The sequence below is a fragment of the Bacillus sp. H1a genome (genome assembly GCF_000633475.1).
GTDB lineage: Bacteria > Bacillota > Bacilli > Bacillales > Bacillaceae_G > Bacillus_A > Bacillus_A paramycoides.
In genome coordinates this window covers 26714-50314 of the sequence record NZ_AYMH01000039.1, presented here as the reverse complement: position 1 = coordinate 50314, position 23601 = coordinate 26714, and the positions used below count along the sequence as shown (strand labels likewise).

General features: G+C 35.6%; 29 protein-coding genes and 4 pseudogenes. 18 read left to right on the top strand and 15 right to left on the bottom strand.

What is annotated here, in order from left to right; genetic code table 11:
• The first annotated feature begins 213 nt into the window (after nt 1-213).
• Nucleotides 214-693, top strand: a complete 480-nt coding sequence (locus U860_RS0117555; RefSeq protein WP_025149583.1) for a GNAT family N-acetyltransferase — start codon at nt 214-216, stop codon at nt 691-693.
• Nucleotides 694-791: 98 nt separating this feature from the next.
• On the opposite strand, the gene U860_RS0117550 is transcribed toward U860_RS0117555, so the two are convergent.
• Nucleotides 792-1283 (bottom strand): phosphatidylglycerophosphatase A, encoded by a 492-nt coding sequence (locus U860_RS0117550; protein ID WP_025149582.1) that lies wholly within the window; start codon nt 1281-1283, stop codon nt 792-794.
• Nucleotides 1284-1403: 120 nt separating this feature from the next.
• Between U860_RS0117550 and yutH the strand changes: the two genes are divergently transcribed.
• A complete protein-coding gene (yutH, locus tag U860_RS0117545; RefSeq protein ID WP_025149581.1) occupies nt 1404-2405 on the top strand; it encodes a spore coat putative kinase YutH in 1002 nt (333 codons plus the stop codon).
• A 59-nt stretch (nt 2406-2464) separates the two neighbouring features.
• On the opposite strand, the gene U860_RS0117540 is transcribed toward yutH, so the two are convergent.
• Both U860_RS0117540 and U860_RS0117535 read right to left on the bottom strand, forming a co-directional pair.
• Entirely contained in the window at nt 2465-2680 is a 216-nt protein-coding gene (locus tag U860_RS0117540) for a hypothetical protein (RefSeq protein WP_025149580.1), read from the bottom strand.
• Nucleotides 2681-3016: 336 nt separating this feature from the next.
• Nucleotides 3017-3253, bottom strand: a complete 237-nt coding sequence (locus U860_RS0117535) for a NifU family protein (RefSeq protein ID WP_000431179.1) — start codon at nt 3251-3253, stop codon at nt 3017-3019.
• Nucleotides 3254-3460: 207 nt separating this feature from the next.
• Here U860_RS0117535 and U860_RS0117530 point away from each other — a divergent pair, with 207 nt between their 5' ends.
• A complete protein-coding gene (locus U860_RS0117530; RefSeq protein WP_025149579.1) occupies nt 3461-3769 on the top strand; it encodes a YuzD family protein in 309 nt (102 codons plus the stop codon).
• A gap of 52 nt (nt 3770-3821) precedes the next feature.
• Complete coding sequence (locus U860_RS0117525) at nt 3822-4616, top strand: aminoglycoside adenylyltransferase domain-containing protein (protein WP_025149578.1); 795 nt, start codon at nt 3822-3824, stop codon at nt 4614-4616.
• A 150-nt stretch (nt 4617-4766) separates the two neighbouring features.
• Here U860_RS0117525 and U860_RS36500 read toward each other — a convergent pair.
• Nucleotides 4767-5126 (bottom strand): annotated as a pseudogene (locus U860_RS36500) (hypothetical protein); the annotation flags it as partial.
• A gap of 276 nt (nt 5127-5402) precedes the next feature.
• Here U860_RS36500 and U860_RS0117515 point away from each other — a divergent pair.
• Nucleotides 5403-6179, top strand: a complete 777-nt coding sequence (locus U860_RS0117515) for a DUF2628 domain-containing protein (protein WP_025149577.1) — start codon at nt 5403-5405, stop codon at nt 6177-6179.
• A 244-nt stretch (nt 6180-6423) separates the two neighbouring features.
• Nucleotides 6424-6765 (top strand): alkylphosphonate utilization operon protein PhnA, encoded by a 342-nt coding sequence (phnA, locus tag U860_RS0117510; RefSeq protein WP_002174031.1) that lies wholly within the window; start codon nt 6424-6426, stop codon nt 6763-6765.
• A gap of 179 nt (nt 6766-6944) precedes the next feature.
• Here the strand turns inward: phnA and U860_RS0117505 are convergent, their stop codons facing one another.
• The 5 genes from U860_RS0117505 to U860_RS0117490 form a co-directional block, all read right to left on the bottom strand.
• Nucleotides 6945-7139 carry a hypothetical protein gene (locus U860_RS0117505; protein ID WP_002174030.1) on the bottom strand — a complete coding sequence of 65 codons (195 nt, stop codon included), beginning with the start codon at nt 7137-7139 and terminating at the stop codon, nt 6945-6947.
• Between the two features lie 43 nt (nt 7140-7182).
• Entirely contained in the window at nt 7183-7977 is a 795-nt protein-coding gene (gene fetB, locus U860_RS0117500; protein ID WP_025149576.1) for an iron export ABC transporter permease subunit FetB, read from the bottom strand.
• On the bottom strand, nt 7961-8620 hold the full coding sequence (locus U860_RS0117495; RefSeq protein ID WP_025149575.1) for an ATP-binding cassette domain-containing protein: 660 nt from the start codon (nt 8618-8620) through the stop codon (nt 7961-7963). Before U860_RS0117495 ends, fetB begins: the two co-directional genes overlap by 17 nt.
• Nucleotides 8621-8688: 68 nt before the next feature.
• On the bottom strand, nt 8689-8892 hold the full coding sequence (locus tag U860_RS33610; RefSeq protein ID WP_081806780.1) for an aspartyl-phosphate phosphatase Spo0E family protein: 204 nt from the start codon (nt 8890-8892) through the stop codon (nt 8689-8691).
• Between the two features lie 254 nt (nt 8893-9146).
• A complete protein-coding gene (locus U860_RS0117490) occupies nt 9147-10217 on the bottom strand; it encodes an NAD(P)/FAD-dependent oxidoreductase (protein ID WP_025149574.1) in 1071 nt (356 codons plus the stop codon).
• Between the two features lie 443 nt (nt 10218-10660).
• On the opposite strand from U860_RS0117490, the gene U860_RS0117485 reads away from it, so the two are divergent.
• The 3 genes from U860_RS0117485 to U860_RS0117475 all read left to right on the top strand — a co-directional run bounded on the left by U860_RS0117485 (nt 10661) and on the right by U860_RS0117475 (nt 12397).
• Entirely contained in the window at nt 10661-10900 is a 240-nt protein-coding gene (locus U860_RS0117485; RefSeq protein ID WP_025149573.1) for a YuzB family protein, read from the top strand.
• 235 nt (nt 10901-11135) lie between these two features.
• On the top strand, nt 11136-12002 hold the full coding sequence (gene dapF, locus U860_RS0117480) for a diaminopimelate epimerase (protein ID WP_025149572.1): 867 nt from the start codon (nt 11136-11138) through the stop codon (nt 12000-12002).
• 41 nt (nt 12003-12043) lie between these two features.
• Nucleotides 12044-12397: an iron-sulfur cluster assembly accessory protein gene (locus tag U860_RS0117475; RefSeq protein WP_000573821.1), complete on the top strand. Its 354-nt coding sequence runs from the start codon at nt 12044-12046 to the stop codon at nt 12395-12397.
• A gap of 219 nt (nt 12398-12616) precedes the next feature.
• Here U860_RS0117475 and U860_RS36495 read toward each other — a convergent pair.
• Together U860_RS36495 and U860_RS0117470 are read right to left on the bottom strand one after the other, a co-directional pair.
• Nucleotides 12617-12715 (bottom strand): annotated as a pseudogene (locus U860_RS36495) (recombinase family protein); the annotation flags it as partial.
• Nucleotides 12716-12845: 130 nt separating this feature from the next.
• Nucleotides 12846-13409: a GNAT family N-acetyltransferase gene (locus U860_RS0117470; RefSeq protein ID WP_025149571.1), complete on the bottom strand. Its 564-nt coding sequence runs from the start codon at nt 13407-13409 to the stop codon at nt 12846-12848.
• A 624-nt stretch (nt 13410-14033) separates the two neighbouring features.
• Between U860_RS0117470 and U860_RS35225 the strand changes: the two are divergent.
• The 5 genes and pseudogenes from U860_RS35225 to U860_RS0117450 all read left to right on the top strand — a co-directional run.
• Nucleotides 14034-14120: pseudogene (locus U860_RS35225) on the top strand (iron-sulfur cluster assembly accessory protein); the annotation flags it as partial.
• Nucleotides 14121-14370: 250 nt separating this feature from the next.
• Nucleotides 14371-14508: a hypothetical protein gene (locus tag U860_RS35655; RefSeq protein WP_162791008.1), complete on the top strand. Its 138-nt coding sequence runs from the start codon at nt 14371-14373 to the stop codon at nt 14506-14508.
• A gap of 96 nt (nt 14509-14604) precedes the next feature.
• A complete protein-coding gene (locus U860_RS0117460; RefSeq protein WP_025149570.1) occupies nt 14605-15363 on the top strand; it encodes a hypothetical protein in 759 nt (252 codons plus the stop codon).
• Nucleotides 15364-15495: 132 nt separating this feature from the next.
• Nucleotides 15496-15729: pseudogene (locus U860_RS0117455) on the top strand (O-methyltransferase); the annotation flags it as partial.
• Between the two features lie 134 nt (nt 15730-15863).
• Entirely contained in the window at nt 15864-16217 is a 354-nt protein-coding gene (locus tag U860_RS0117450) for a YxeA family protein (RefSeq protein WP_025149568.1), read from the top strand.
• Nucleotides 16218-16247: 30 nt separating this feature from the next.
• Here U860_RS0117450 and U860_RS0117445 read toward each other — a convergent pair whose 3' ends face one another.
• A complete protein-coding gene (locus U860_RS0117445) occupies nt 16248-16709 on the bottom strand; it encodes a DUF523 domain-containing protein (RefSeq protein WP_025149567.1) in 462 nt (153 codons plus the stop codon).
• A gap of 80 nt (nt 16710-16789) precedes the next feature.
• On the opposite strand from U860_RS0117445, the gene U860_RS0117440 reads away from it, so the two are divergent.
• On the top strand, nt 16790-17671 hold the full coding sequence (locus U860_RS0117440) for a helix-turn-helix domain-containing protein (protein ID WP_025149566.1): 882 nt from the start codon (nt 16790-16792) through the stop codon (nt 17669-17671).
• Nucleotides 17672-17688: 17 nt separating this feature from the next.
• On the opposite strand, the gene U860_RS0117435 is transcribed toward U860_RS0117440, so the two are convergent.
• From U860_RS0117435 to U860_RS0117425, 3 genes are all read right to left on the bottom strand, one after another.
• Nucleotides 17689-18936, bottom strand: a complete 1248-nt coding sequence (locus U860_RS0117435) for an MFS transporter (protein WP_025149565.1) — start codon at nt 18934-18936, stop codon at nt 17689-17691.
• A gap of 162 nt (nt 18937-19098) precedes the next feature.
• On the bottom strand, nt 19099-19575 hold the full coding sequence (locus tag U860_RS0117430) for a GyrI-like domain-containing protein (protein WP_025149564.1): 477 nt from the start codon (nt 19573-19575) through the stop codon (nt 19099-19101).
• A 212-nt stretch (nt 19576-19787) separates the two neighbouring features.
• Entirely contained in the window at nt 19788-20777 is a 990-nt protein-coding gene (locus tag U860_RS0117425; protein ID WP_025149563.1) for an NAD(P)/FAD-dependent oxidoreductase, read from the bottom strand.
• 462 nt (nt 20778-21239) lie between these two features.
• Between U860_RS0117425 and U860_RS0117420 the strand changes: the two genes are divergently transcribed.
• The 3 genes from U860_RS0117420 to U860_RS0117410 all read left to right on the top strand — a co-directional run bounded on the left by U860_RS0117420 (nt 21240) and on the right by U860_RS0117410 (nt 23534).
• A complete protein-coding gene (locus U860_RS0117420; RefSeq protein ID WP_002174015.1) occupies nt 21240-22448 on the top strand; it encodes an NAD(P)/FAD-dependent oxidoreductase in 1209 nt (402 codons plus the stop codon).
• A gap of 265 nt (nt 22449-22713) precedes the next feature.
• On the top strand, nt 22714-23220 hold the full coding sequence (locus U860_RS0117415; RefSeq protein ID WP_025149562.1) for an NUDIX hydrolase: 507 nt from the start codon (nt 22714-22716) through the stop codon (nt 23218-23220).
• Complete coding sequence (locus tag U860_RS0117410) at nt 23217-23534, top strand: YuiB family protein (protein WP_002174012.1); 318 nt, start codon at nt 23217-23219, stop codon at nt 23532-23534. Before U860_RS0117415 ends, U860_RS0117410 begins: the two co-directional genes overlap by 4 nt.
• The last annotated feature ends 67 nt before the right edge of the window (nt 23535-23601 follow it).

The window sequence follows — 23601 nt, the reverse complement described above, 5'->3', positions numbered from 1 at the left end:
TCAATTGCTTGAGTTTGATAAGACGCTAATTTCCGTTTAACGCCTTTTCTTTAATCAAGAAGTGTAGCAACAGCGATTTACATAAATTGTAGCACTTATCAAATGGAAGTGCGTATGTAATTATGCATATTACGATTAGAGGAGAATCAATTGTGAAAAATGAATGAGTAAATATATGTAAATCAGTAGAGTAGTTGATAAGGAGTGAGATGAATGGATATACATAAGTTAACAGGAGAAGAAGCAAACGAAATAAATGCTTGGGTATACGAGGAACCGTATACGTTATATAGCTTTTCAGGAGATGCTGAAGTAATAGAAGAATTATTAGATGGGACATATTACGGTTGTTGTGATGAGAAGGGAGACTTAATCGGCTATTTTTGCTTTGGAGAAAATGCGCAAGTGCCAGGCGGAAGAGATGTAAATTTATACGTAGGAGAAGGTGTAGTAGATATCGGAATTGGAATGAAGCCGGAGTTAACAGGAAAAGGAATGGGGAAAACGTTTTTTCAAATAGGGATAGATTTTGCTACTAAGGAATTCAATTCGAAAATGTTTCGACTGAGTGTGGCGACATTTAATAAAAGAGCGATTAAGCTATATAAAACAATTGGATTTCAAACAGGGCCTATTTTTTTGAGTCGAGGAAGAGAGTTTATACTTATGGAATATGAAAGACCGTCAGTATGAAACTGGCGGCCTAGAAAATGTAATTATCCGGCTAATGCCGGAGTGATGCGGGCTAATAATCAGTGGAGGAACAAAACCCTACTGATTACAGTTTCACTTTATTCCGAATGCTCAGCTCGGTGCGCTAAACGACTTGAAGCAGCGGCAGCGATTCCGCCAACGATATCATCAAGGAATGTGTGCACCTTTCCAGTTGATTTATCATTTAAGTACTCTAAAATACCCGGTTTTAATTTATCGATATATCCAAAGTTCGTGAAACCGATAGAACCGTACACGTTAACGATTGAAAGTGCGATAACTTCATCAATTCCGTATAAGCCTTCATCGCGTTTTACGATATCTTGTAACGGCGCGCTTAACATTCCTTTTTCAGCAAGGACATCAAGTTCAATGCCTGTAATAAGTGCGTTTTGTACTTCGCGTTTGGATAGTACACGCTCAACATTATAACGACATTCTGACATCTCTAATTTTGGATGGTATGTTTTTTGAAGAAAATGAACAAGTTCAGCAATATCGTCAATTGTTACACCGCGTTCTTGTAATAGTTTTAACGCTCTTTCTTGTAGTTGATTTGATTCTTTCATGTTTATCACCTTTTTTTCTTTTTAGTATTTGTATACGTTTCGTTGCTTTATCATGTGCATAGGAATGAAAGGCGAGCACAAGCTCATATATATAAAGAAAAACCATAGGTGGCGACTGCGATGATTCAGCATATTTATGAGCATTATCACATGCATGTTAAAGAATTAATCCCCCTTGGCCCCTATAAAAGCTTTTGGATTCGCAACAAAATTTATGTACTTGTTCCAATTGGAGAAATGGAGGAAGAAGTACTTGTAGAGATGAAAAAGCTCAGTGATTATATGAACCAGCAAGGGGATATAACTGTTGCGACTTTCGTTCCGACTATACACGGCTACTATGTGAGTGAGATAGAAGAAAAAAATTATTGCTTATTAAAAGGTATGCGTATGTTAGAGCGACATGCTACATCATTAGGAAGCGAGCTTTCTATATTCCATAAACGTGGTGCATTCTTTCCAGAAGAAGTTGAGCAATTAAGCCGCATTGGTGAATGGAAAGCGTTATGGGAAAAAAGGCTCGATCAATTAGAAAAGTTTTGGCAATCGCAAGTGATGAACCATCCTTCAGATGTATTCGATCAATTGTTTATTGAATCCTTCCCGTATTACTTAGGAGTTGCAGAAAATGCGATTCAATATGTTGTCGATACAGAAATGGATGATACACCACAAATAACCGACGCAGCAACCATTTGCCAAGAACGATTTACACCTTTATTATGGCATCAAACGAAGCGCTTAAAACTTCCTTTTGATTGGGTATATGATCACCCAAGTAGAGATATAGCAGAATGGATTCGCTACATGATGATAGAAAAAAAGCAAGACTGGGAGCAAACGGTAGTTCAACTCATTACAGATTATGAACGTAATTATTCGCTATCCTCATTTGGTTGGCGCTTATTATTCGCAAGGCTCCTGTTCCCGCTTCACTATTTTGAAACAGTCGAACGATATTATCAAACAGGAAACGAAGAGCAAAAAAGCATATATAGAGATCGCTTAGAAGCCATTTTACACGATGTGAACCGTTCTGAGCAATTTATGAAGCATTTTTATGAATCCTTTCGCTTACCAGTTGATAAGTTAGGGATTAGGAAATTAGATTGGCTATCTTAAAAATATAAAAAAGAGACCGATTGAGGTCTCTTTTTTATACCGCAATTTTATGTAATAAATTATGCTCCTACTTTTTGATCTGTACATATATTTAAAATGAATTGATGTCTTTCAATTTTCTCATTTACCTTATTTAATAATTCTTGCTGAATTTCTTTAAATAAAAATTGATAGCTCGTATTCCATGTCGGTATAACGGGTGAAAGGCTTAATAAATATTCTTTTTTCTGTTCTAATTCTTGAAGTGTAGAAGAGATGTTTATAATTTTTGGCATGCGTCGTCCCCCTATGTTTTACTTTTCTTTCTGTGAACGATTTACTATATAAATAATTATCGCATTTTTTGAGAAGGATTTCCAATTATGTTTTATGATGTTAAAAGTGGTGAGGTGCGGATTTACTATTTGGAGGAGAAGTGCATGCGAAAAAAGAGACCCAAATTGGTCTCTTTTTGAGAAGGGGTTCTAAAGATCCGCTCCTGCTTTTAAATGATATCTAGCTCCAGCGGCTAAAATGTTCGGTGGCTTCACTTCTTCCGCCGAGGCAAAAAGCGCCTCTATGTCAGAAGCTCCATCCCCCTCACATTTTGAACGAGCCGCTTCTGCTTTTAATTAAAATACTTGTTCTACTTCAATAACGCCTGGTACTTCTTCAAGTAGTGCGCGCTCGATACCAGCTTTTAGTGTGATTGTAGAACTTGGGCAGCTTCCGCATGCACCCATAAGGCGTAGTTTTACGATACCTTCTTCAATATCTACTAATTCAACGTCACCGCCATCACGAAGTAAGAACGGACGTAATTTATCTAATACTTCTAGTACTTGTTCTTGCATATTTGGGTTTTCCATTTTTATCGACTCCTTTCATCAGTTTTATTATAATCAAGATACAGAGGAAAATCTATTTTTTCTGTTCTTGTTTTATTGTCGAAATATTTTATCATGTTTACAACGTGTTTTTTCAGTATAGGGGTATAGAATGAATTTGTAAAACGATGTGCTTATGTAGTAAGTCATCTGAATATACTGTTAGAACAAAGAATTGGGGGAGAAGAAATGGTTAATGTTCAAGTGTATGGGGCGAAAGTAATTTGTGCAAGCTGCGTTGGAATGCCATCTTCAACAGAAACGTTTGAGTGGTTACAAGCGGCGATTGGTCGTAAATATGAAGGACAAGAAAATAAATTTAAGTTCGAGTATATTGATATTCAAGAAAATCAAGAAGATGAGGATAAACAAGCATTCGCAGAGCGAGTAGTGGAAGAAGATTTGTTTTATCCAGTCGTTCTTGTAAATGGTGAAATCGTTGGAGAAGGAAATCCACGTTTGAAGGATGTTTATGAAGAAATCGAGAAATATTTATAAAGCAGGAAGTCTTTGCGAATTTGCAAAGGCTTTTTTATATGGAGGGATAGATGTGGAGAATGGAATAAAACATGCTTTGCCAGAAGAAGTAAAGCAGTTAATGAAGCAGTACATAGTAGAATTAAAAGAAATTTTTTCGGGTGAAAAGTTAGTCGGCGTATACGTTTATGGATCCATTGCTTTAGGGGCATTTCATATAGAAACGAGCGATGTTGATTTTGTTACGGTAATAAGTGATTCCGTGAATGAAGCTGAAAAACAACAAATTATAGAGCTGCATAAAAAACTTAGTAAAAATACGTTAGGTAAAAGAATGGATGGTATGTACATTCCGCTCACTGACTTAGGGAAATATAATCATGAAATGGACGAGTACGTATATTGTGCAGATGGTAAGGCGGATATTGGTTATTGGGATATTAATGCGGTCACATGGTGGACGTTGAAAAACCAAGGTATTACTGTTATCGGGAAAGAAGCAGATGAACTCCCGTTTCAAATAAAATGGGATGATGTAGTAAATACGATGAAATATAATGTAGAACATTACTGGAGTGAAAAAGCGAAGCGTCCCTATTTATTTTTTATAGAAGAATGGGTAGAATCAGCTGTCGTTACAATGGGGCGTATTTTATATACGTTAGAGCATAAAACGATCGTTTCAAAAGATAGAGGATTACAGTATATGTTAGAGCTTTACCCCCATAAGTGGGAACCTTTATTAAAAGAAGTAGAGCGAATACGACATAATCCAAAAGAAAAGCGAAAGCTCTCAAGTTGGAGAAGGGCTGATATGACGAAGAGGTATTTGCTTAGTGTGATAGAGGAGTGTAGGGGGAAATGGTAGGGGAGGATAAAATGTTTCCAATTGGGTGATCAGCCGAAGATTATGAAAGACTTAGCGAGTATAGCAGGTGATTTAGAAGAACTAGCGATTGATGGGAACACGAAAAATATAGAACTGTTATAAAGGATTAGTAGAAAACGCAATGTGAAATTACATTGCGTTTTCTAGTAGTTTTTTCATATATATATCAACTTTATGAAAGAATATCAGCTCTTTTTCCTCGTTATTAAGATGCACAGAGCAATGTAAATATTGCTGTAAGTAGCGATTAGCTTGTTCGTACTGTTTTAATTTGTAGAAAGAAAAACAAGTAAGAAGCAAAAATGCTTTTTCTTGTAATATCAGAACGACAGCTAGTACAGGAGTCATGGAATGTATAGTTGTCTTTATTAAATTTTTATATGAAGCCCATGTTTGAAACCAGTCGAAAGTGGTCGAGAGAGAATCCGGAATATGGATAGTTTCATGTGAAACATTATGCAATAGACGGTTGGGGTACAATGGTGGAATAGTAATTTGACATAAGTATCTGTAGTTAACATAGGGAAAAGAACTCTAAAAGGGGTTCTTTTTTGTTAAATATATAAAATATTTACATAGTGTATTAAATGCTTTATATATAAGCATTCTAATATGTTTAATGGTAAAACGGAATATAAAATGAGTAATTGTCGGAATATATTCGATTTCTGTTCATTTTCATGAAATTTGGCTACTTTTTGTTAGATTCCTTCTTTTTATTTCTTTACAATAAAATTATATAGAAATAAGAGAAGGATGATGTACGTGAAGGAAACTATTTTACAGGAAACAATCTCTCAGCAAGAATTACATAAAGTTGTGCGCAAGAATACGGCGTATTACGACTTTAAGTGGGGACAAGTGAAGAATCCTGAGAAAGAAAATACGTGGAATTGGGTAGCATTTATCTTTCCGCATTTTTGGTTAGCCTATCGTAAAATGTATAAGTTATTTATTATACTTACATTAATAGGAGTACCTACTTTAATTACACCTGTTTTTATTGATATGCCAATGTGGATAGATTTTATAATATATGTTGGAACCATGCTATTTACTGGATGGCAAGGAAATCGTTTATATTATAAGCATATCGTTCGTATTTTACATAAGGCAGAAGATGTGCCTGATTATAAGAAAGAGTATTATTTACAATCAAAGGGCGGCGCTCATATCGGAGTTATGCTTGGTTTACAAGCGATAGTAATTGCGGTATTTGGTGCAATTAGTTTCGGCTTATCTTATTTACCAACTGAACCGAATATTAAAAACGTTGTTCGTTTAAGTCTTGAAGGAGATGCTTTAGAAACTATAACGGATAATCCAAATTGGAAGTATGTTAAGAAAGAAAAAGATTATGATGTAGTAGAATTTACTGGCTATGATTTTGAAGAAAAAAAGAATGTGAAAATTAAATTCGCTGTATATTTAAATGATGATTACTTCGAATGGCAAGAAGTGTATTTAAATAATAAGAAATTAAGTGAAGAAGAACAAGAAGAGTATCAAATTTACGTTGAAGAAAATATGTGGTTTTTCTAGAGAAAAACTCGTTTATTTAGAATAGAAAAGAAGAATCTTGTGAAGGTTCTTCTTTTTATTTGTAGAAAACCGGAATACTAATTGAAATTTTGTAAAATACAATAAAAAATGAGAATTTGAGGTAGGCTTGTCAATAACGTGAGACTATGGCAGTATAAAGAAATGCTATACAAATTTTATTTATCGACATGTAAAAATCAGATTTGATTTTTACGTATAAATAATGAACGGAGGAAATGAATTTATGGCTACTTTACCAAATTGTCCAAAATGTAATTCAGAATATACGTATGAGGATGGCGTTCTTTTCGTATGTCCAGAATGTGCTCATGAGTGGGGCCAAGAAGCAGAGGCTGAAAATAATGATGGTGCAAAAGTTGTAAAAGATGCGAACGGAAACGTTCTTCAAGATGGCGATGCTGTTACTGTAATTAAAGATTTAAAAGTAAAAGGAACTTCTTCAGTTGTAAAGATTGGTACGAAAGTAAAGAGTATTCGTCTAGTTGAGGGAGATCACGATATTGATTGTAAAATCGACGGTTTCGGAGCTATGAAGTTAAAATCACAGTTCGTTAAGAAGGCGTAAGGTTAGAAAAGAAAAGACATTCCTTTAAGTACATCTGTTACTTATGGAATGTTTTTTTATTTTTAATTTAGGTAAAGGTTAACTTGAAGCAATTTACGGATGATAATAAACTGTGTGATTGGTCTTTGGGAGAATGGATGGAGACATGGGAAAATAGAAGAAAGCAAAGCTAGCTATGATTAGTCAGCTTTACTTTCTTCTATTTTTACGGAATTGCTAAAAAAGTCATTCATAAGTCGATCGTACAATTTTGAGTTTTTTGGTATAGTATATAATTCTTTATCACCGTTTAATTTCATTCGTAAACTACCTGTTTTTGTGTTAAGCCAAAAGCGATAGTTCCCTTCATGGTATAAATTTTCGCTACTTTTCATTTTGCTCCTCCTACTTACAGCCATCTTATTTAATACTAGTTTTTTATGAGTGCCTTTCAACTTCTTTCAACTGACACCGCTTATTAAAGAACGTTTTATATCCAAGTTGTAAGAAGATAATGACAGAGAAGGCTGTACTTCCAGAAATGCCAAGTATAATTGCGATTTGATATTGAATAGCTGTAAATGGTGATACACCGGATAAAATTTGTCCTGTCATCATACCTGGAAGGCTTATAATTCCCATTCCGACCATGGAATTAATTGTTGGTAAAATAGCAGAATCAAAAGCGTCTCTTATGAGCGGAGCAGCTGCTTGTTTTGGAGTTGCCCCGAGCATAAGTGCACCTTCAATATGATTTCTTTGCGATTTCATATTGTTTAAGAACGTATTTGCTCCGAGGGAAACTCCCGTCATTGCATTCCCGACTAACATTCCGGTAATTGGAACGATATATTGCGGAGCATACCAAGGATCGTGTCCGATAATAACAAAGATAAATAGTAGAAGCGGCCCGATTGATCCAGCAATCATGGAAATAGCGGCTACTCGTTTTAATTCTTTTGACATCGGAATATTAACTCGTTTATAAATGTTAAAAATTGCAAATGTAGTAATAGAAGTAATGAGAGCAATTGTATAAAATGGATTACTATTTTCAAATACGTATGTAAGGACATATGCAACAAGTACGAGCTGAATGGTCATACGGAATGTTGCAATTGTAATTTGTTTCTCACGCGGTATTCCTTTTAATTTCACAAGTCCGATTAAAATAAGAATGAAAATATATGCAGCGGCAAGCTGCCAAATTTGGAGTTCAATAACGCCCTTCAACTGAGAGCACTTCCTTTCGAGTAGCACCATTTGTTTTACTAATTTCAATAATATCGTCCGCAATTTCTTCTGGAAGTTGTTGCGAATGCGTGATGAAGATAACTGTTTTTTTCTTTTCTCTTGCTAGTTCAGTAAATCGTTTCATTACGCGGCGTTCAGTGTCACTATCTAATGCCGAAGTTGGTTCATCTAATAAATAGACGGGTGGATCCATTAGTATAATGCGAGCGAAAGCAAGTCTTTGCTTTTCACCGCCTGATAAAGAGGCGGCGCTATCTTCTAATTGTTTATCTAGGCTTACAGTCGTTAATGCGCCCAGTAAAGAATCGTCATTTGGAAATGGTTTTTCAGAAAGGCGAAGTCCCATTAATAAATTATCTTTAATCGTCCCATCAAAAATAGGCGGAGTTTGTCCGAGCATGACAACCTCACGGCGTAATTGAATGGGAGGATAATTTAAAATAGATTTTCCGTTATATTCAATTGTGCCGGATGTTGGGGATTGTAAATCATTTAGCATGCGAAGTAACGTGCTTTTTCCGCTACCGCTCTCTCCGATAATACAAGTGATATTTTCTTTATGAATTTGTAAGTAAGGAATGTTTAGAATATCTTTATATTTGACGTCTTTTAATATAAACATAATTTACTCCTTTCTGATTCTAGTTATATCGTATCAAAAAGAGAGAAAAATAGAAAAATAAAGTGTATTTAGAAGGAGCATCTTTTTTCTTTGCTTGTGGTGTTAGGGAGTCTTGAGACGGAAGTATTTAGCTTCGTTAATAAGTTTAGCAAACGATCTAAGTCTTGACTGAGAGAAATGACTTTATCGTGAGTAAATCCATATTTTTCAACGAGGTGGATTAATTCTTTCTTTTTCACTTCTATTCGATTATTTAGTTTTGTTAAGTTCATAAGTGAAACGGAATGCCCCCTAATAAAAGTATTTATCACATAAAAAATAAGACCGAATGAATTCGGTCTTAAAGGAAATAATAAAAACAACTTACAAATAGCATACACTTTTCATCAATAGTTTTTAATATGAAAATAGAAAATTTTACGAATCAATATTGAGAAAAATATTTCTGATAATTGTTTTTTTATAAAAAAATTATTTTTCAACTGATGCAAAGAGGCTGCCTACATAGTAGGCAGCCTTTAAAGTATTAACCGTTATGATGTTTGTACATCCAAAGAATACCGGACTTCAATAATCTAGGAACACGTCCCATTAATGGTTGGTTTGCTAGTAAACCAAATCCGTGCTTTTTACCGAGAGAGCCGAGAACTCCTTTTAATTTAATAACAGGCAGTTCATCAGGAAGTGGTTCGTTATTCCAACGTTTTAATAATATTTGGACAATTTGTTCTCCTTGACCCTCAGCAAGTTGAGCAGATGGTGCGTGTGGAAGTGCTGCACAATCCCCTACAACATAAACGTGCTCGTTGTTTGGAATATTGTGATATTTTGTTAAAACAACCCGTCCGCTACCATCTTGTTCAACTGGAAGATTTCGAACAACTTCATTTGCTTGAATACCAGCCGTCCATACGATTGCATCACATTCAAGTGGTTCATCGTGGTTGTATACAATGTTTGGTTCCACTTTTGTAATGTTAGAGTTTCGTATAATGGTAACGTTATGTTTTACAAACCATTCTTCTACGTATCTACTTAACTTCTCTGGGTATGGGAATAAAATCCTATCTTTTCGGTCAAATAAATAGATTTTTAAATCAGAACGGCTCTCGCGAAGTTCACTTGCTACTTCAACGCCGCTTAAACCAGCCCCAACGACAGCTACTGTTGCATTTGGTTCTAAGCTATTTAATCGTTCATATGTTTTGCGTGTTTGTTCAATCGATTGTAGGCTATGTGTATATTCCTTCGCCCCAGGAACGTTATGATATTTATCTTCACAGCCAAGCCCGATAATTAAATCATCATATTGGATTGTTTCGCCGCCATCGAGATGAACAGCTTTTGTTTCAAGATCAATATTTGTTACTGTACCATATTGAATATTGAGACGTGGATGTTCAGGAAACGGTATGCGAATATGCGTTTCTGAAATTGTACCCGCAACTAATGCATAATATTCAGTCTTGAAGCAATGATATGGTACTTTGTCGATTAATGTCACTTGTACATCATCTGGAAGTTGATTGCTTGGAAGTAGCCGCTGAAGAATTCTCATTCCACCGTAGCCGCCACCTAGTAGTACGAGGTGTTTCATGATGGATTACCCCTTTTCTGTTGAAATATCCCCTAATCATACAATTTTATATTGAAAAAATATTTTGACTTTACTCAATCAAATTATATCGAATTTGTGAACAAATAACAATGCATGAATGAATACTCTGTTGTACAATAAGAAGAAAAGTAAAGTAAACTGTTTTCATTTTCTAGTTACTATTTCATTATGAGCAGCATGTTACATAAAAAAGGACATCTATTTTGAAATGAAACAGTGAAGTAACTAAATAGTTTAGAATGTATAACGAACACAACAAGAAACAGCTTAGTTTTCTTCTTATAAATAAAATGAAATGGGATTAAGTAGATAAGGTTACTTATCCATTTTCACCAATTTGGCATGTACTTCGTTTTGAGGCATATATGCTATTGCCCGCGAAAGTAAAGGGTAATTTGTTTAGAGATATAGGGGGGAGAGTTTTGATTAAACCATTAATCGAATTTTGTGTAGGTAACCTTGCAAGTGGCTCACAAGCAGCTTTAGAAAAATTAGAAAAGGATCCTAATTTAGACGTAATGGAATATGGTTGTTTAGGATATTGTGGTATTTGTTTTGAAGGTCCATTTGCACTTGTAAATGGTGAAGTTGTACAAGGTACAACAGTAGAAGAACTTGTAAATAATGTATATGATTATTTGGATGAAAATCCAATGTTTTAAGGCGTTGCAAATAGGCAACGTCTTTTTCTTTTGCCATTTATTCCGCTATTTGCGGTAATGTTTGTTTAAACAAAAAAAGGCCCTTTGTAGAAGGGCTTTTTTCTTACACGATTTGTGTAAGAATGGCTTATCGCCAAAACGTTGTCAAATATGAGAAACGGGGGACATACATATTGTGTTCTAAAAGCATGCATTTTATACTTGAAATAATAAATTATTTTTGGAGTGAATAAAAATGAGCCAATTTTCTTTTACAAAAATGCATGGTCTTGGCAATAGTTATATATATGTAAATATGTTTGAGGAACAAATTCTTGAAGAAGATTTAGCTCTTGTAGCGGAAAAGGTTTCAAATATTAATACTGGTATTGGCGCAGATGGAATGATTTTAATTTGCCCTTCTGACGTGGCACCAGTAAAAATGCGTATGTTTAATAACGATGGTTCAGAAGGAAAGAGCTGTGGAAATGGTTTACGCTGCGTAGCGAAATATGCGTATGAGCATAAACTAGTAGAAGATACAGTTTTCACAATTGAAACGTTAGCGGGTATTGTTACGGCAGAAGTAACGGTAGAGGATGGAAAAGTTACATTAGCTAAAATTGACATGGGAGCACCTCGTTTAACACGTGAAGAGATCCCGATGCTTGGTGAAGGAGAAACACCATTTATTCGTGAAAACTTCTTATACAATAATCACCGTTATGCATTTACAGCTGTTTCAATGGGGAACCCGCATGCGGTTATTTTTGTTGATGATGTAGAAAAGGCGCCTCTTACAACGTTAGGTCCAGTTCTTGAGACGCATGAAATGTTCCCAGAGCGAGTAAATGTTGAGTTCATCGAGATTTTAAACGATGAAGAGATGAACTTCCGCGTTTGGGAACGTGGATCTGGTGTAACACAAGCTTGCGGGACAGGAGCATGCGCCGCTGTCGTTGCAGCTATTTTAAATGGGAAAATGGAACGTAGTAAGGAAATTACGGTTCATTTAGCTGGCGGCGATTTAATGATCGCATGGACAGAAGAAGGGAATGTGTTAATGAAGGGACCTGCGGAAGTAATTTGCCGCGGAGTGTATGAGTACAAGATAGAAGCGTAAAGATGTATAATAGAATAAGAACAGAAAGGATGGTGTATTTCATGATTGAAGTAACGGAACAAGCAGCTTTTCAAATTAAAGATATGTTAAAAGATGCTGAAGATGGAGAGAAGTACGTGCGCCTTGCTGTACACGGCGGCGGATGTAGTGGTCTTTCTTACGGCTTAGGATTTGAAGTAGAACCAAAAGAAGACGACACAGTTCTTGAGTTTTTCGGTGTTGAATTTGTTATCGATAAAGAAAGTGCTCCAATTGTTAAAGGAGTAAAAATTGATTATAAACAATCTATGCTTGGCGGTGGATTCACAATCGACAATCCAAACGCAATTGCATCATGCGGATGTGGATCATCTTTCCGTACAGCGTCGAATGCTGGTAAGCCGGAAGAGTGCTAAGTCTTTTCATTTCGTTAGTCTAGGCGGAAACTGAATCGGAGGGTTACGGATCGCAAGAAAACAAATATCTTTTGGGAGATAAACGACCCTAAAACGTTCAATATACGGTTGTGGAAGGTGATGACCTTCTTAGCGATGGATTTTAATCGTTAGGGAGGTCTTTTCTTTTGCCGTAAAAAAAGAAAAAGAGTATTACAAAGATGGTGAATGCTAGCCCAAAATATCCGCAACTGCTAACAGTGTTTGAATAAAGAAGCGCCCCATCATCGTATTTTCCAGTAGTCCTACGTTTAATGCATGAATTTTAATCCCTTTTTGCGTAGTTCATTATGACACCGTTCGTTATAAAAAATCAAAAAAGCCGCCTTCCAAATTTGGAAACCGACCTTTAGATATGTTGTACAACTATCGCATGTTTTAGTTGTACAAGGAATTTTCAAATTTTAATCTAATTTATCTTTGCATAGATGCAGGTATCAGTTAGTTTTTTACCGTCAGCTGAAAGATCTTCATTACGTAATATCCCTTCAAGCTCAAAACCTAGTTTTTCAGGGATCGTACGACTTTTAGTGTTATTAGATTCACATCGTATTTCAATCCTTCTAAATTTGAATAACTGAAATCCAAGGTTTGTTAACGTACTTACTGCTTCTGTCATATATCCATTGCCACTAAATTGCGTGTTAATCCAGTAGCCAATTTCACATTTAGAAATCTTCCAATTAATTCCGTGAAGGCTAGCAGTTCCAATAAAATCATTAGTCCCCTTATGATAGATAAGATAGCGAAAGCTTTCTCTTTTCAAAAAATCTATATGCGCATTTCTTAGGATAATTTCTGTTTCTTCAACAGTAGGAATTGACTGGAATAAAAGCAACCATTGCTTTAACTCATTAATTGAATCCTTAATAGCCTGGTATACTACATTCCCGTCACCAGCTTGAAGTGGTGCTCGAAGAATTAGTCTGTCTGTTTCTATTTGTAACGGAACATCTAATAAAATAGGATGCATATAATTTCCCCTCTCGAAAACTTTAAATGATGACAGAATGAAACTTATATAATAAAAAAACTTTCACCCAAAAGAAATAATTCTTGAGGAAGAGAGTTGCAATTTCTATAATAAATGAATTAAAAAATACATTATCGCACTATAGGAAATCCCGTTACAGCACCACTATAAGTTATTATAGAACCGTGCAAAGTACAGGAATACAGTAAAGCTTATTTCCCATAAAGGAACCTACCAAAAATGAGTAAACAATAAATATATATTCAATCACTTACTTAGAAATCCCTTTTCACATATTGAAAACTAAACTGCCAGTTGATACTAAAAAATGGCTAACGAAGTAGCCTAACTAAGGTTGTTCAACTCATGCATGCGTTAGTTGAATAAGGAATTATTATTTTTCATCTATTGGCTTCCAATTTCTTTATTTACACCACGAATATCATGGGAAACCACCTGAACTTCATCATCATTCCACTTACAAATTGGACATGTTTCCTAATTATTACGTTCTTCTAATGTTTTATAACCGCAACAAGGACAGGTTTGATTATTTATCATATACTCCTAATTTTTTATGCTTTATTTTATCATTTTTTAATCTCCCTTAAACTAAACGCATAATTTACAATTGATAATCCAAATGAAATCGCATCATGTGGGTCATCTTTCCGTACAGCATTGAATGCTGGTGAGCCAAAAGAGTGCTAAGTTTTTAGCCGAAATAGAAAAAGACCTTTTTAGCGATGAAATGAAATCGTTAGGAAGGTCTTTTATTTTGGCGTTAAAAAAGAAAATGTATGCAAAGTTAACCTTGTAACGGGCTTTGAATATTATTATTTCGAGAACACATGCGGAGGGTTGACGACTATATAACCATATTATTCGTTTAAAAAGAGATTATGTAATAGTAATATAGAATAATGGCGGAACTATCCTAATATTAATCGCATTAATATTAATGTTTGTAACGAAGGCAATCGGCAATGTATATGCGGGAGAATTGGCAGTTATATTCGGACTAGCTGTAGCCGCATCGCTTATTAGAGATATGATAGGTAGTTTTATACGTCAAAAGAAGAGTAAAGAGAAGGCATGAAGGGGGAAAGCATATCAAATTGTATAGCAGGGACTAGTACCATATTAATTAAAATGCACAGGTTACTAGACATTAAAAAATACAGGGGGAATTACAATGAAGTCATTTAAGAAGGTACTTTTATTAGGGATGGCGTTGGCTACAGCGTCAATCTTTGGAGCATGTTCTAACGATACAGATGCATTAACAAAAGCGGGAGCAAAGCAACAGGTGAAGACGGAAGCGGAAGTACTAAAAGAACAGAAGGAAACGCCTATGACTACGAGCAAACGTGACAGCATTAAATATGAGGACGCTCCATCGTCACAGAAGCGTTATATTTCTAGTGACGAAGCCAAAAAGATTGAGGAAGGCATGACATATACGGACATTCTTAACGAGATTGACTACGGTGGTGAGAACCTAAAACATTATAATAACAATGAAAAACGCGTATTTTATACTGAAAAGGATACGGATGGTACATATGAAATTATGGTTGAATTAAATACGTATGGCTACGTTGTGAATATTGAACGTACTGCGACAAGGGATGCGGACAAAGAGAATCAGTTATCTACGAAACGTAGTGAAGAGCCTGCGAAGGAATATGAAGAAAAAAACGACCGTGTACCGTGGTATAAAGATGTAAATAACGATTCGGCGGTAGTAGGCTATAATGACTATTTGAAAATCAAAAAAGGTATGCCTGCAAATCAGGTAAAAGCTGCGATTGGACAGCCACATATCATTGAGAAATATAAATCGTATTCAGTATACAGTTATACTGGTTATGGTGGCGAAGGAACATTACGTGTAATCTTCGAACCGAATGGAACTGTTACGCAGGTAGTGGAAGATGGATTGCAACGCTAGAGCCATCGGGAGAATTTAAGACGGACGAAGAGAAGAAGACTGGATAAAACAAGGTTATATAGGGGCAACTATGAACAAAAGTTTGTTTAGAAGGTAAGTGACCTGTAGTCGGTTAAATTAAAATATGTCAAAAGGGAGTCAAATGAAAATTACTTAACGTACTGCATTGAACTTGCTAAGCCTGGTGCATTAATTGTTATGGATAATGTTTTAGCTGGTGGTAGTGTAGTAGATGAAAGTGCGGAACAAAAACGCTATACAGAAGTTATGAAGAAATTTAACGAAATGGTAGCAAACCATCCAAATTTAGAATCTGTACTGATTCCGATTGGTGATGGAATAACGATTTCTAGAGTGAAGAAATAACTATATTTGAGTGGTTGTACATACGATTTTTTACTATCTTACAAAAGTGTAATGTTCATGTCATGTTTTTGAATTTTTTCTTTAGAGCGAAGGCTTTAATATGACAATATAAGAAAACATATGAGGTGAAGGAATTGAAGAGATATATCGCACTTTTTAGTATTTTAGTCGTATTTGCAAGCCTTTTAGTTGGCTGTGATTTAAACCGCATGGGGAAAGATGAGTACTACGTTCAAATTACAGTAGATGGAAAAGAGTATAATGGTAAATCTGATAATGGTGAGCGATATAAAGATTACCAATATAAGCTAACTGGTTTTGATAAAGATGGTAAAGAAAAAGAATTAGAATTTAATGCACAAAAAAACCTTCGTAAAGAAGCATTTCTACGCGTATACTACTCAGATAAAAAAGGTGTAACGGCTTGGGAAGAAGTGAAGAAAGACGAGCTTCCTGCGAAAGTGAAAGAAAAATTAGGTGTGAAATAAAGAATGAGGAAAAGGAATTGACGAGCGTAGTCAATTCCTTTTTTCATTCTCAAAATCTTCTTCTGAAATGACTTTAAATCCATTTCTTTTAAATAAAGCTGTTGTTACCCCGTAACCAGTTTGTTTATTGCCGTTAAATTCTCCTGTGTAAATAGTAGAACTACCACAAGATGGACTACGCTCTTTTAAAATAATATATTCTGGATTTAAATCTTTTATTTGTTCTAATGCTTTATAAGCACCATGCACGAAAGCCTCCGTGACATCTTGTCCCTCCTTCGTCATCACTTTTGCTTTTCCATCTAAAACGTCATCGCCATTCCCACCAATAATTTCAGCTGAAGGACGAGGTGTTGGCAATCCTCCTAATACTTCAGGACAAACGAGGATAGTATCTTCTCTTTGTAATAACTCCTCTATTTTGGAAACAAGATTATCGTTGCCGTCATACCGACAAGCGATACCACCTAAACAAGCGCTAATTACGATCATATTTTCATCTCCAATAAAAAAATATTAAATATCACGCCAAATTCCATTTTTGTTTCCTACATATAGATGAGGTGATAAAAATGGGAAACTTATATAACTTAATGAAACCATATAGTGAATTTCGAAGTAAAGAGGAGTTTAATGCATATCAAAAACAACTTTTTAAATGCTATCAGTTTCAACTAAATAAGACAGATACTTTCGTTATTCATTTTTTAGGAAAGTATGCGGTTAATGAAAAGAACGAAACCGTTGGTGTTGCTTGTCCATTAATGGAGACGATTGCGAAGAAAATCGGAAAGAGTATTCGTACTGTACGCCGTTCGATTGCAAAGTTAGAAGAAATGGGAATTGTAAAGCGTATTGCGACAAAAGAGAGGCATAAGCGCGGCGGATATAGTGCTAACTTATATGTATTTCTTAAATCTGCGATTGACCGTATGGATGACCGCATGGAAATGTCCGAATGTGAAAGTGGTGATCGTACAGATGGCTGTAGTGGAAATGAGCAAAAAAATGAGAGGGAAACAATTCTTTCTAAAAACATTCCACAAATAAAAGAGAAAAGAGTAATAACGTACGAGCTTGATGAGACGTATTGTCGCCATGATATACCAAAGCCTTTTATATACGCACTTATACCGATGACGAGTCATCCGAAGAAGATTAATACACTTTGGAGTAAAGTAGAGCTTGCTTATAAAAAAAGCGGATTACTAGAGCAATGTGTTTTATTAGAGCAGATTTTAGCTGATGAAGAAGTGCATGGAAATTTAATTTGGCGGGTGAAAAGTGTTGTGAGGGCGTATAAGTACGGAGAAATTCGTAAAGATGTTGGAGCGCTTTTGTATAGTACGATGCGAGATTTATTTTTAGAAATTGGATTAGAATGGGGAGCGGCTTTGAGGCGGAGTAAGGGGATACCGTTATTCGATCCATTTAAAAAAGAGTCATGCGTATAATACATGACTCTCGGTGACTAATCGAATTTCCTTACAACTGGAACACGAATTGCTACAAATAGTACGAAGACGATAACGGCAATTGCACCGCTTTTCATAACTGTTACAATTGGAATGCCTATCCCAAGTGCAAGCGATGTAAATGCGTAAGAGAGCGGGATGAATCCCATTGATGAAAGCATGAGTAAACTCATAACGCGTCCCATCATTTCTTCTTTTACTGTTGATTGAATCATTGCCATAAGTGGAACGATAGCCATTGCAATTGTAATGCCGTAAAACATTCCAGCTAATAATGCTTGCCAGAGTACGGTGCTAAAGTTGATGGATAGGAAGAATACACCAGACAGTAGCATCATGATAATACAAAATAACCCGCGTCTACGATTAATATTTTTTAATCCGACAATGACAGCGCCTATTGCCATCCCGCCACCAACAGCTGCTTCTAAGTAACTAAACTGGAGTGAGTCACCGTGCAGCACGTTTTTGACGAAGAGTGGGAAGCCTACTTGCATCGGACCGATTAAAAATAAGTTTAAAAAGGCGCTACAAATAAGGAAAGTTGAAAGAAATGGTGATTCTTTTACATATGAAATTCCCTCTTTAATAGAAGTAAACATGCCTTTATCTGTTTCAGTTTTTTCGGGCACTGTAAATTGTATTTTTTGAACGAGTATTGCAGCGATAATAAGTAGCAGGATTGTAATAGAAAAAATTGTTTCATAGTTCGTAAATTTAATGAGAATTCCGCCAAGTACAGGACCCAAGATAACCGATCCTTGGTTTGTCATTTGTGTAAGTGAATTCGCTTGTGTTAAACGGCTTTTTTCTACGAGTTCAGGCAGAATAGATCCGTCTGCGGACCAGAAGAAAGCATCAGCAAGTCCGAAGAATAAAGCGAATAAAGCAAATGTATATAGTGTTACATCACCGACGATGAACCATGTGAGAATGGTTGCGACAAGAATAGCACGAATAATATTAGAGTAAAACATAATGTTTTTTTTCGGGAATTTATCAGCTACTGCGCCGCCGACAATCATAAAAACGAGCCTTGGGACACTAAGTGCCACGAAAACAATACCGAGTGAAGCCTCAAGGTTTAATGTTTTTGCTATGTACCATGTTTGTGAAAAAGTAAAAAAGGCTAAAGCAAAACTTGAAAAGAGAGTAGCTGCCCAAAGAAAAAGGAAATTCGTATTTTTCAATAACGGCTTTCCGCTTCCTTCTAAAGCAGATTTATTTTGTTGTAGTTCCTCCATATTGCTTCCTTTCTATGTACCAATTTTAGACTAAAACCTATTAACAATCGTTTTATACAGTTTCTAATATTTCTATACTGCACTTTCTCATTGTAGACAATAATAATGAATTTGCCCAGTGGCTATTTAACGACAAAAAAAGATGCCGAAGGGCACCTTTTTTTAAGCTAATGCAATATAAATATCTACTTGTGCGTTATTTGGATCCATTGCTCTTTCGTCATAAAGCTCAAAGTCTGTTGTGAAAGCACGTTTGTTTTCTTTCGACCATTGCCAAATATATTCCCAAGCTTCACAAATAACTTCGGATACAGGGCCTTTTCTTGTTGTAAATACTGCATACGTTGCGGCAGGTATTGTTAAAGCTGTCATATTTTCAGGAACATCTTCTAATGAAGAAACGGGCATGCCAATTGTAAATTTGTATGTACCAGTTTCATCTGGTTCATAGTTTGAATAGAAGGAATATGTTTCTTTTGTTTGTTGATTTGGAATGTGATGCATGATTTGTTCTTGGAAGTAGCGATCCCAAAGCTTTGGAATTTTTCCTTCAGTAGACGCCTCTTCTTCGTTTGTCGTCGTAATAGAAACGCCGATAGCCCGGAAAGCTTCTTTTTTTACGATAATAGGTTCTTTCATTGTAAAACCCCCTTTATTAAACAAAGAACATTCGTTCTGTTTTATTGTAACATATTTTTGGAAAAAAGTAGTGTTTTTTTAGGAGAGAGTATGAAATGAGGGAGTGCTTTACTATTAGCAGTTTAAAGGATTGAGATAATTTGGATTAAGAATCTTTATAAGAAAGAAAAGAACTCCTTCCATACGTGAAAGGAGTTCTTTTTATTTCTATATTAAAACATACTTGAGCTATGCATTGGTTGAAGTTTAGCGTTTGGATCAAAGTAAGCTTTTGCGTTGTTTACTGCTGTCGGTGCTTCTCCGAAGCCACAAGCAATGAGTTTTACTTTTCCTTCATATGTACAAATGTCACCAGCAGCGTAAATGCCCGGAATATTTGTTTCCATTTTCGAATTCACGAGAATGCTGTTCTTTTGAATGTCTAAGCCCCAGTTTTTAATTGGACCAAGAGAAGAAACGAAGCCGTAGTTTACGATTACGTCATCAACATCGATGATAACTTTTTCTTCTGTTTTTACGTGTTGAAGAACGACTTGCTCAATAGTGTCATCACCAATAAGTTCAATTGGAACATACGGTGTGCTTACTTCTGCGCGGGAATTTATTAAGTTTTCTACACTATGTTCATGTGCACGGAATTTATCACGGCGATGGACGATTGTAACTTTGTCTGCAATCGGTTCTAACATCATTGTCCAGTCTACTGCTGAGTCACCGCCGCCAAATACAACGACACGTTTTCCAGCAAATTTATTCATATCATCAACGAAATAATGTAAGTTTTTCTTATCGTATTTTGTTGCGCCTTCTAATTCTAAGCGGCGTGGTTGGAAAGCACCATTACCAGCAGTAATAATGACAGATTTAGAATAGTGAGTTTGTTTATTAGTAACAAGTTTAAAGATGCCATCGGCTTGTTTCTCAAGCGTATCAACAGCTTCTTCTAAACAAACAGTTGGATCGAATTTCTTCATTTGTTCTTTTAAGTTATCAACTAACTCTTGTGCGCGTACTTTCGGGAATCCAGCTACATCATAAATGTATTTCTCAGGATATAGTGCGGATAATTGTCCACCAAGTTGAGGTAAGCTTTCAATAATTTTTACACTTGCCTGTCTCATTCCGCCATAAAATGCAGTGAATAGTCCTGTTGGGCCACCACCAATTATTGTTATGTCGTAAACTTTTTGATTTTCTGTCACTTTCATTCCCCCTATAGATGGAAAATTAATATTGATTTCATATATTGTTCATATGTACACGAAAATCCTGCAAATGATGACACTTTCAAAATAAATGATAGCATACTTCAGTTAATAATACTTCTGAAAACGACTGAATTATAAGTAAGTTTGTGCATAGACGTTTTAGAATTGTATAAAATATAGCGAAAGGAAAATACATGAAAAAAAGGATGGAAAACCCTTGAAAACGCTATGTTATTTTAAAATATTGATAATTCCCCAGACGCTTGAATTCTAGAATAAAACCGACTAATATAGGGAAGTATTATGTTAATTTTCTATGACAAATTTCGTACGATTTTTTGACTGCGTTTTGTTACGATATAGAATGTGATGAATTCCACATTCTTGACAAATAGAGATTTTAGTACTTGGTATTATTTTTCATTACTATTATATAAAGAAAAGGGTTGTGATTTGGTGAAGACTCCAAAAATCGTAGTTTTAGGTGCAGGTTATGGTGGGATGATTACGACTGTTCGTCTGCAAAAAACATTATCTGTAAGTGAAGCTGAAATTACGTTAGTAAACAACAACAGCTATCACTACCAAGCAACTTGGTTACATGAAAGTGCAGCTGGTACATTACAGGATGATAAAATCTGTCTAGATATTCAAGACGTTATCGATACAAATAAAGTAAACTTTGTACAAGATACAGTAGTAGAAATTAAAGCTGCTGAAAAACGTATTATCTTACAAAATGGTGAATTAGAGTATGATTACTTAGTAATCGGACTTGGTTTCGAATCAGAAACGTTCGGAATTAAAGGATTAAAAGAGCATGCATTCTCAATCACTAACATTAATGCAACTCGTCAAATTCGTGAGCATATGGAAGAAAAATTCGCTCAATATGCGACTGAAAAACGCGATGAGTTAATAACAATCGTTGTTGGTGGTGCTGGATTTACTGGTATCGAGTACGTAGGTGAGCTTGCAAATCGTATTCCTGAACTTTGCAAAAAGTACGATATTCCACGTGAAAAAGCACGCATCATCTGTGTAGAGGCTGCTCCAACGGCACTTCCTGGTTTTGATCCAGAACTAGTAGAATACGCCGTAAAACAACTTGAGAAAAAAGGTGTAGAATTCCGCATCGGTACAGCAATTAAAGAAGCAACTGAAGAAGGTATTATTGTTGCAAACGGTGATGATTCTGAACTTCTTAAATCTGAAACTGTAGTTTGGGCTGCAGGTGTTCGTGGTAACGGTATTGTAGAAGAGTCTGGATTTGAAGCAATGCGCGGACGTATTAAAGTGGATGAGTTTATGCATGCTCCAGGTCATGAAGATGTATTCATGGTTGGTGACGCAGCGTTAATTATCAATGAAGAGATTAACCGTCCATACCCACCAACAGCACAAATTGCAATTCAACAAGGTTATAACATCGCACACAACTTAACTGTATTAGTTCGTGGCAAAGGTGAAATGAAAAAATTCGCATTTGATAATAAAGGATCTGTATGTTCATTAGGTCATGACGATGCAATGGGCGTTGTTATGGGTAAAAAGTTAACAGGTTGGAAAGCTTCCTTTATGAAGAAAGTAATCGATAACCGTTACCTATTCTTACTTGGTGGACCTTTATTAGTTCTTAAAAAAGGTAAATTAAAGTTCTTTTAATATATAGTAGAAAAAGCAGAAACGGCTATGAGCCGTTTCTGCTTTTTTTTGTATAATACGCGTTTCCGGTGAAAGAAAATGCAGATTCGCGAAGCCACTGTTTCGTTTTCTTCTCCTTCCGTATAGTTCTTTATTAACATTATATCAAAAATATGGAAGTTGATATTACTCTAAGAAAGGAAAAGTCACAGTGTATTTAAAAATATAGTATAATATATAAAAAAAGAAAGAATATTCTGTCCGTTTTGGTGGAGGAGGTTACATCATGGGGAAGCGAGGAAAAGTGTGGTTAGCTGTCAGTGGCTTAGTAGCTACAAAAGATGGGAGATGGCTATTCGTTAAGAAGAAATACGGTGGATTGAAAGGGCAATGGTCTTTACCAGCTGGTTTTGTTAATGAAGGTGAGACTGTTGATGAAGCTGTGAAACGTGAAATTTTAGAAGAGACAGGCATTGTTGCTCATGTAAAGGGGATTATCGGTATTCGTTCGGGTGTTATTCGTAATGAAATTAGCGATAATATGATTATTTTTCTTTTAGAGCCAGAGGGAGAAGACGTTATTGTACAGGAGAAAGAATTGTCGGAAGTAGCTTTTTTACGCCCAGAAAATATTGCAGATGATCAAAATACTTCTGTACTCATTAAATATTTATTAGAAGGAAGAGCAGAGTCGCATCTTGAGATGGATAAAACATTAAATCCAGGAGAGCAATTTGGTTACACGGCTTATCATGTGTTTACGGCGTATGCGAAGGAGAGGGAGAAGAAGTGAGTATACCGGTACTACTTATTTCAATGATGTTGTTCTTTATTTTGTTTTTTGGCATTGGATTTTTACTCAACATGATTTTGCGGGCTACATGGGTAATGGTTATTGTTTATCCAATTATTTGTATGCTTATTATTAATAAAGCAAGTGTATGGGATTATTTTTCAAAACCAAAAGAAACATTTTCTTCATTTGGAACGAGTGTATCGCATTTAGGACAAGCAGATATGTTTATTTTATCTACTGGATTAGTAGGAGCAGCTTTAGCGGGAGTTGTAATAAAGAAACTTCGGAAAAGTGGGTATCAAATGTTTTAATCTCCAATTTCATTGGGGATTTTCTTTTGCATATTTCTTTATCGTATAGGGAATGATTAACGATGAA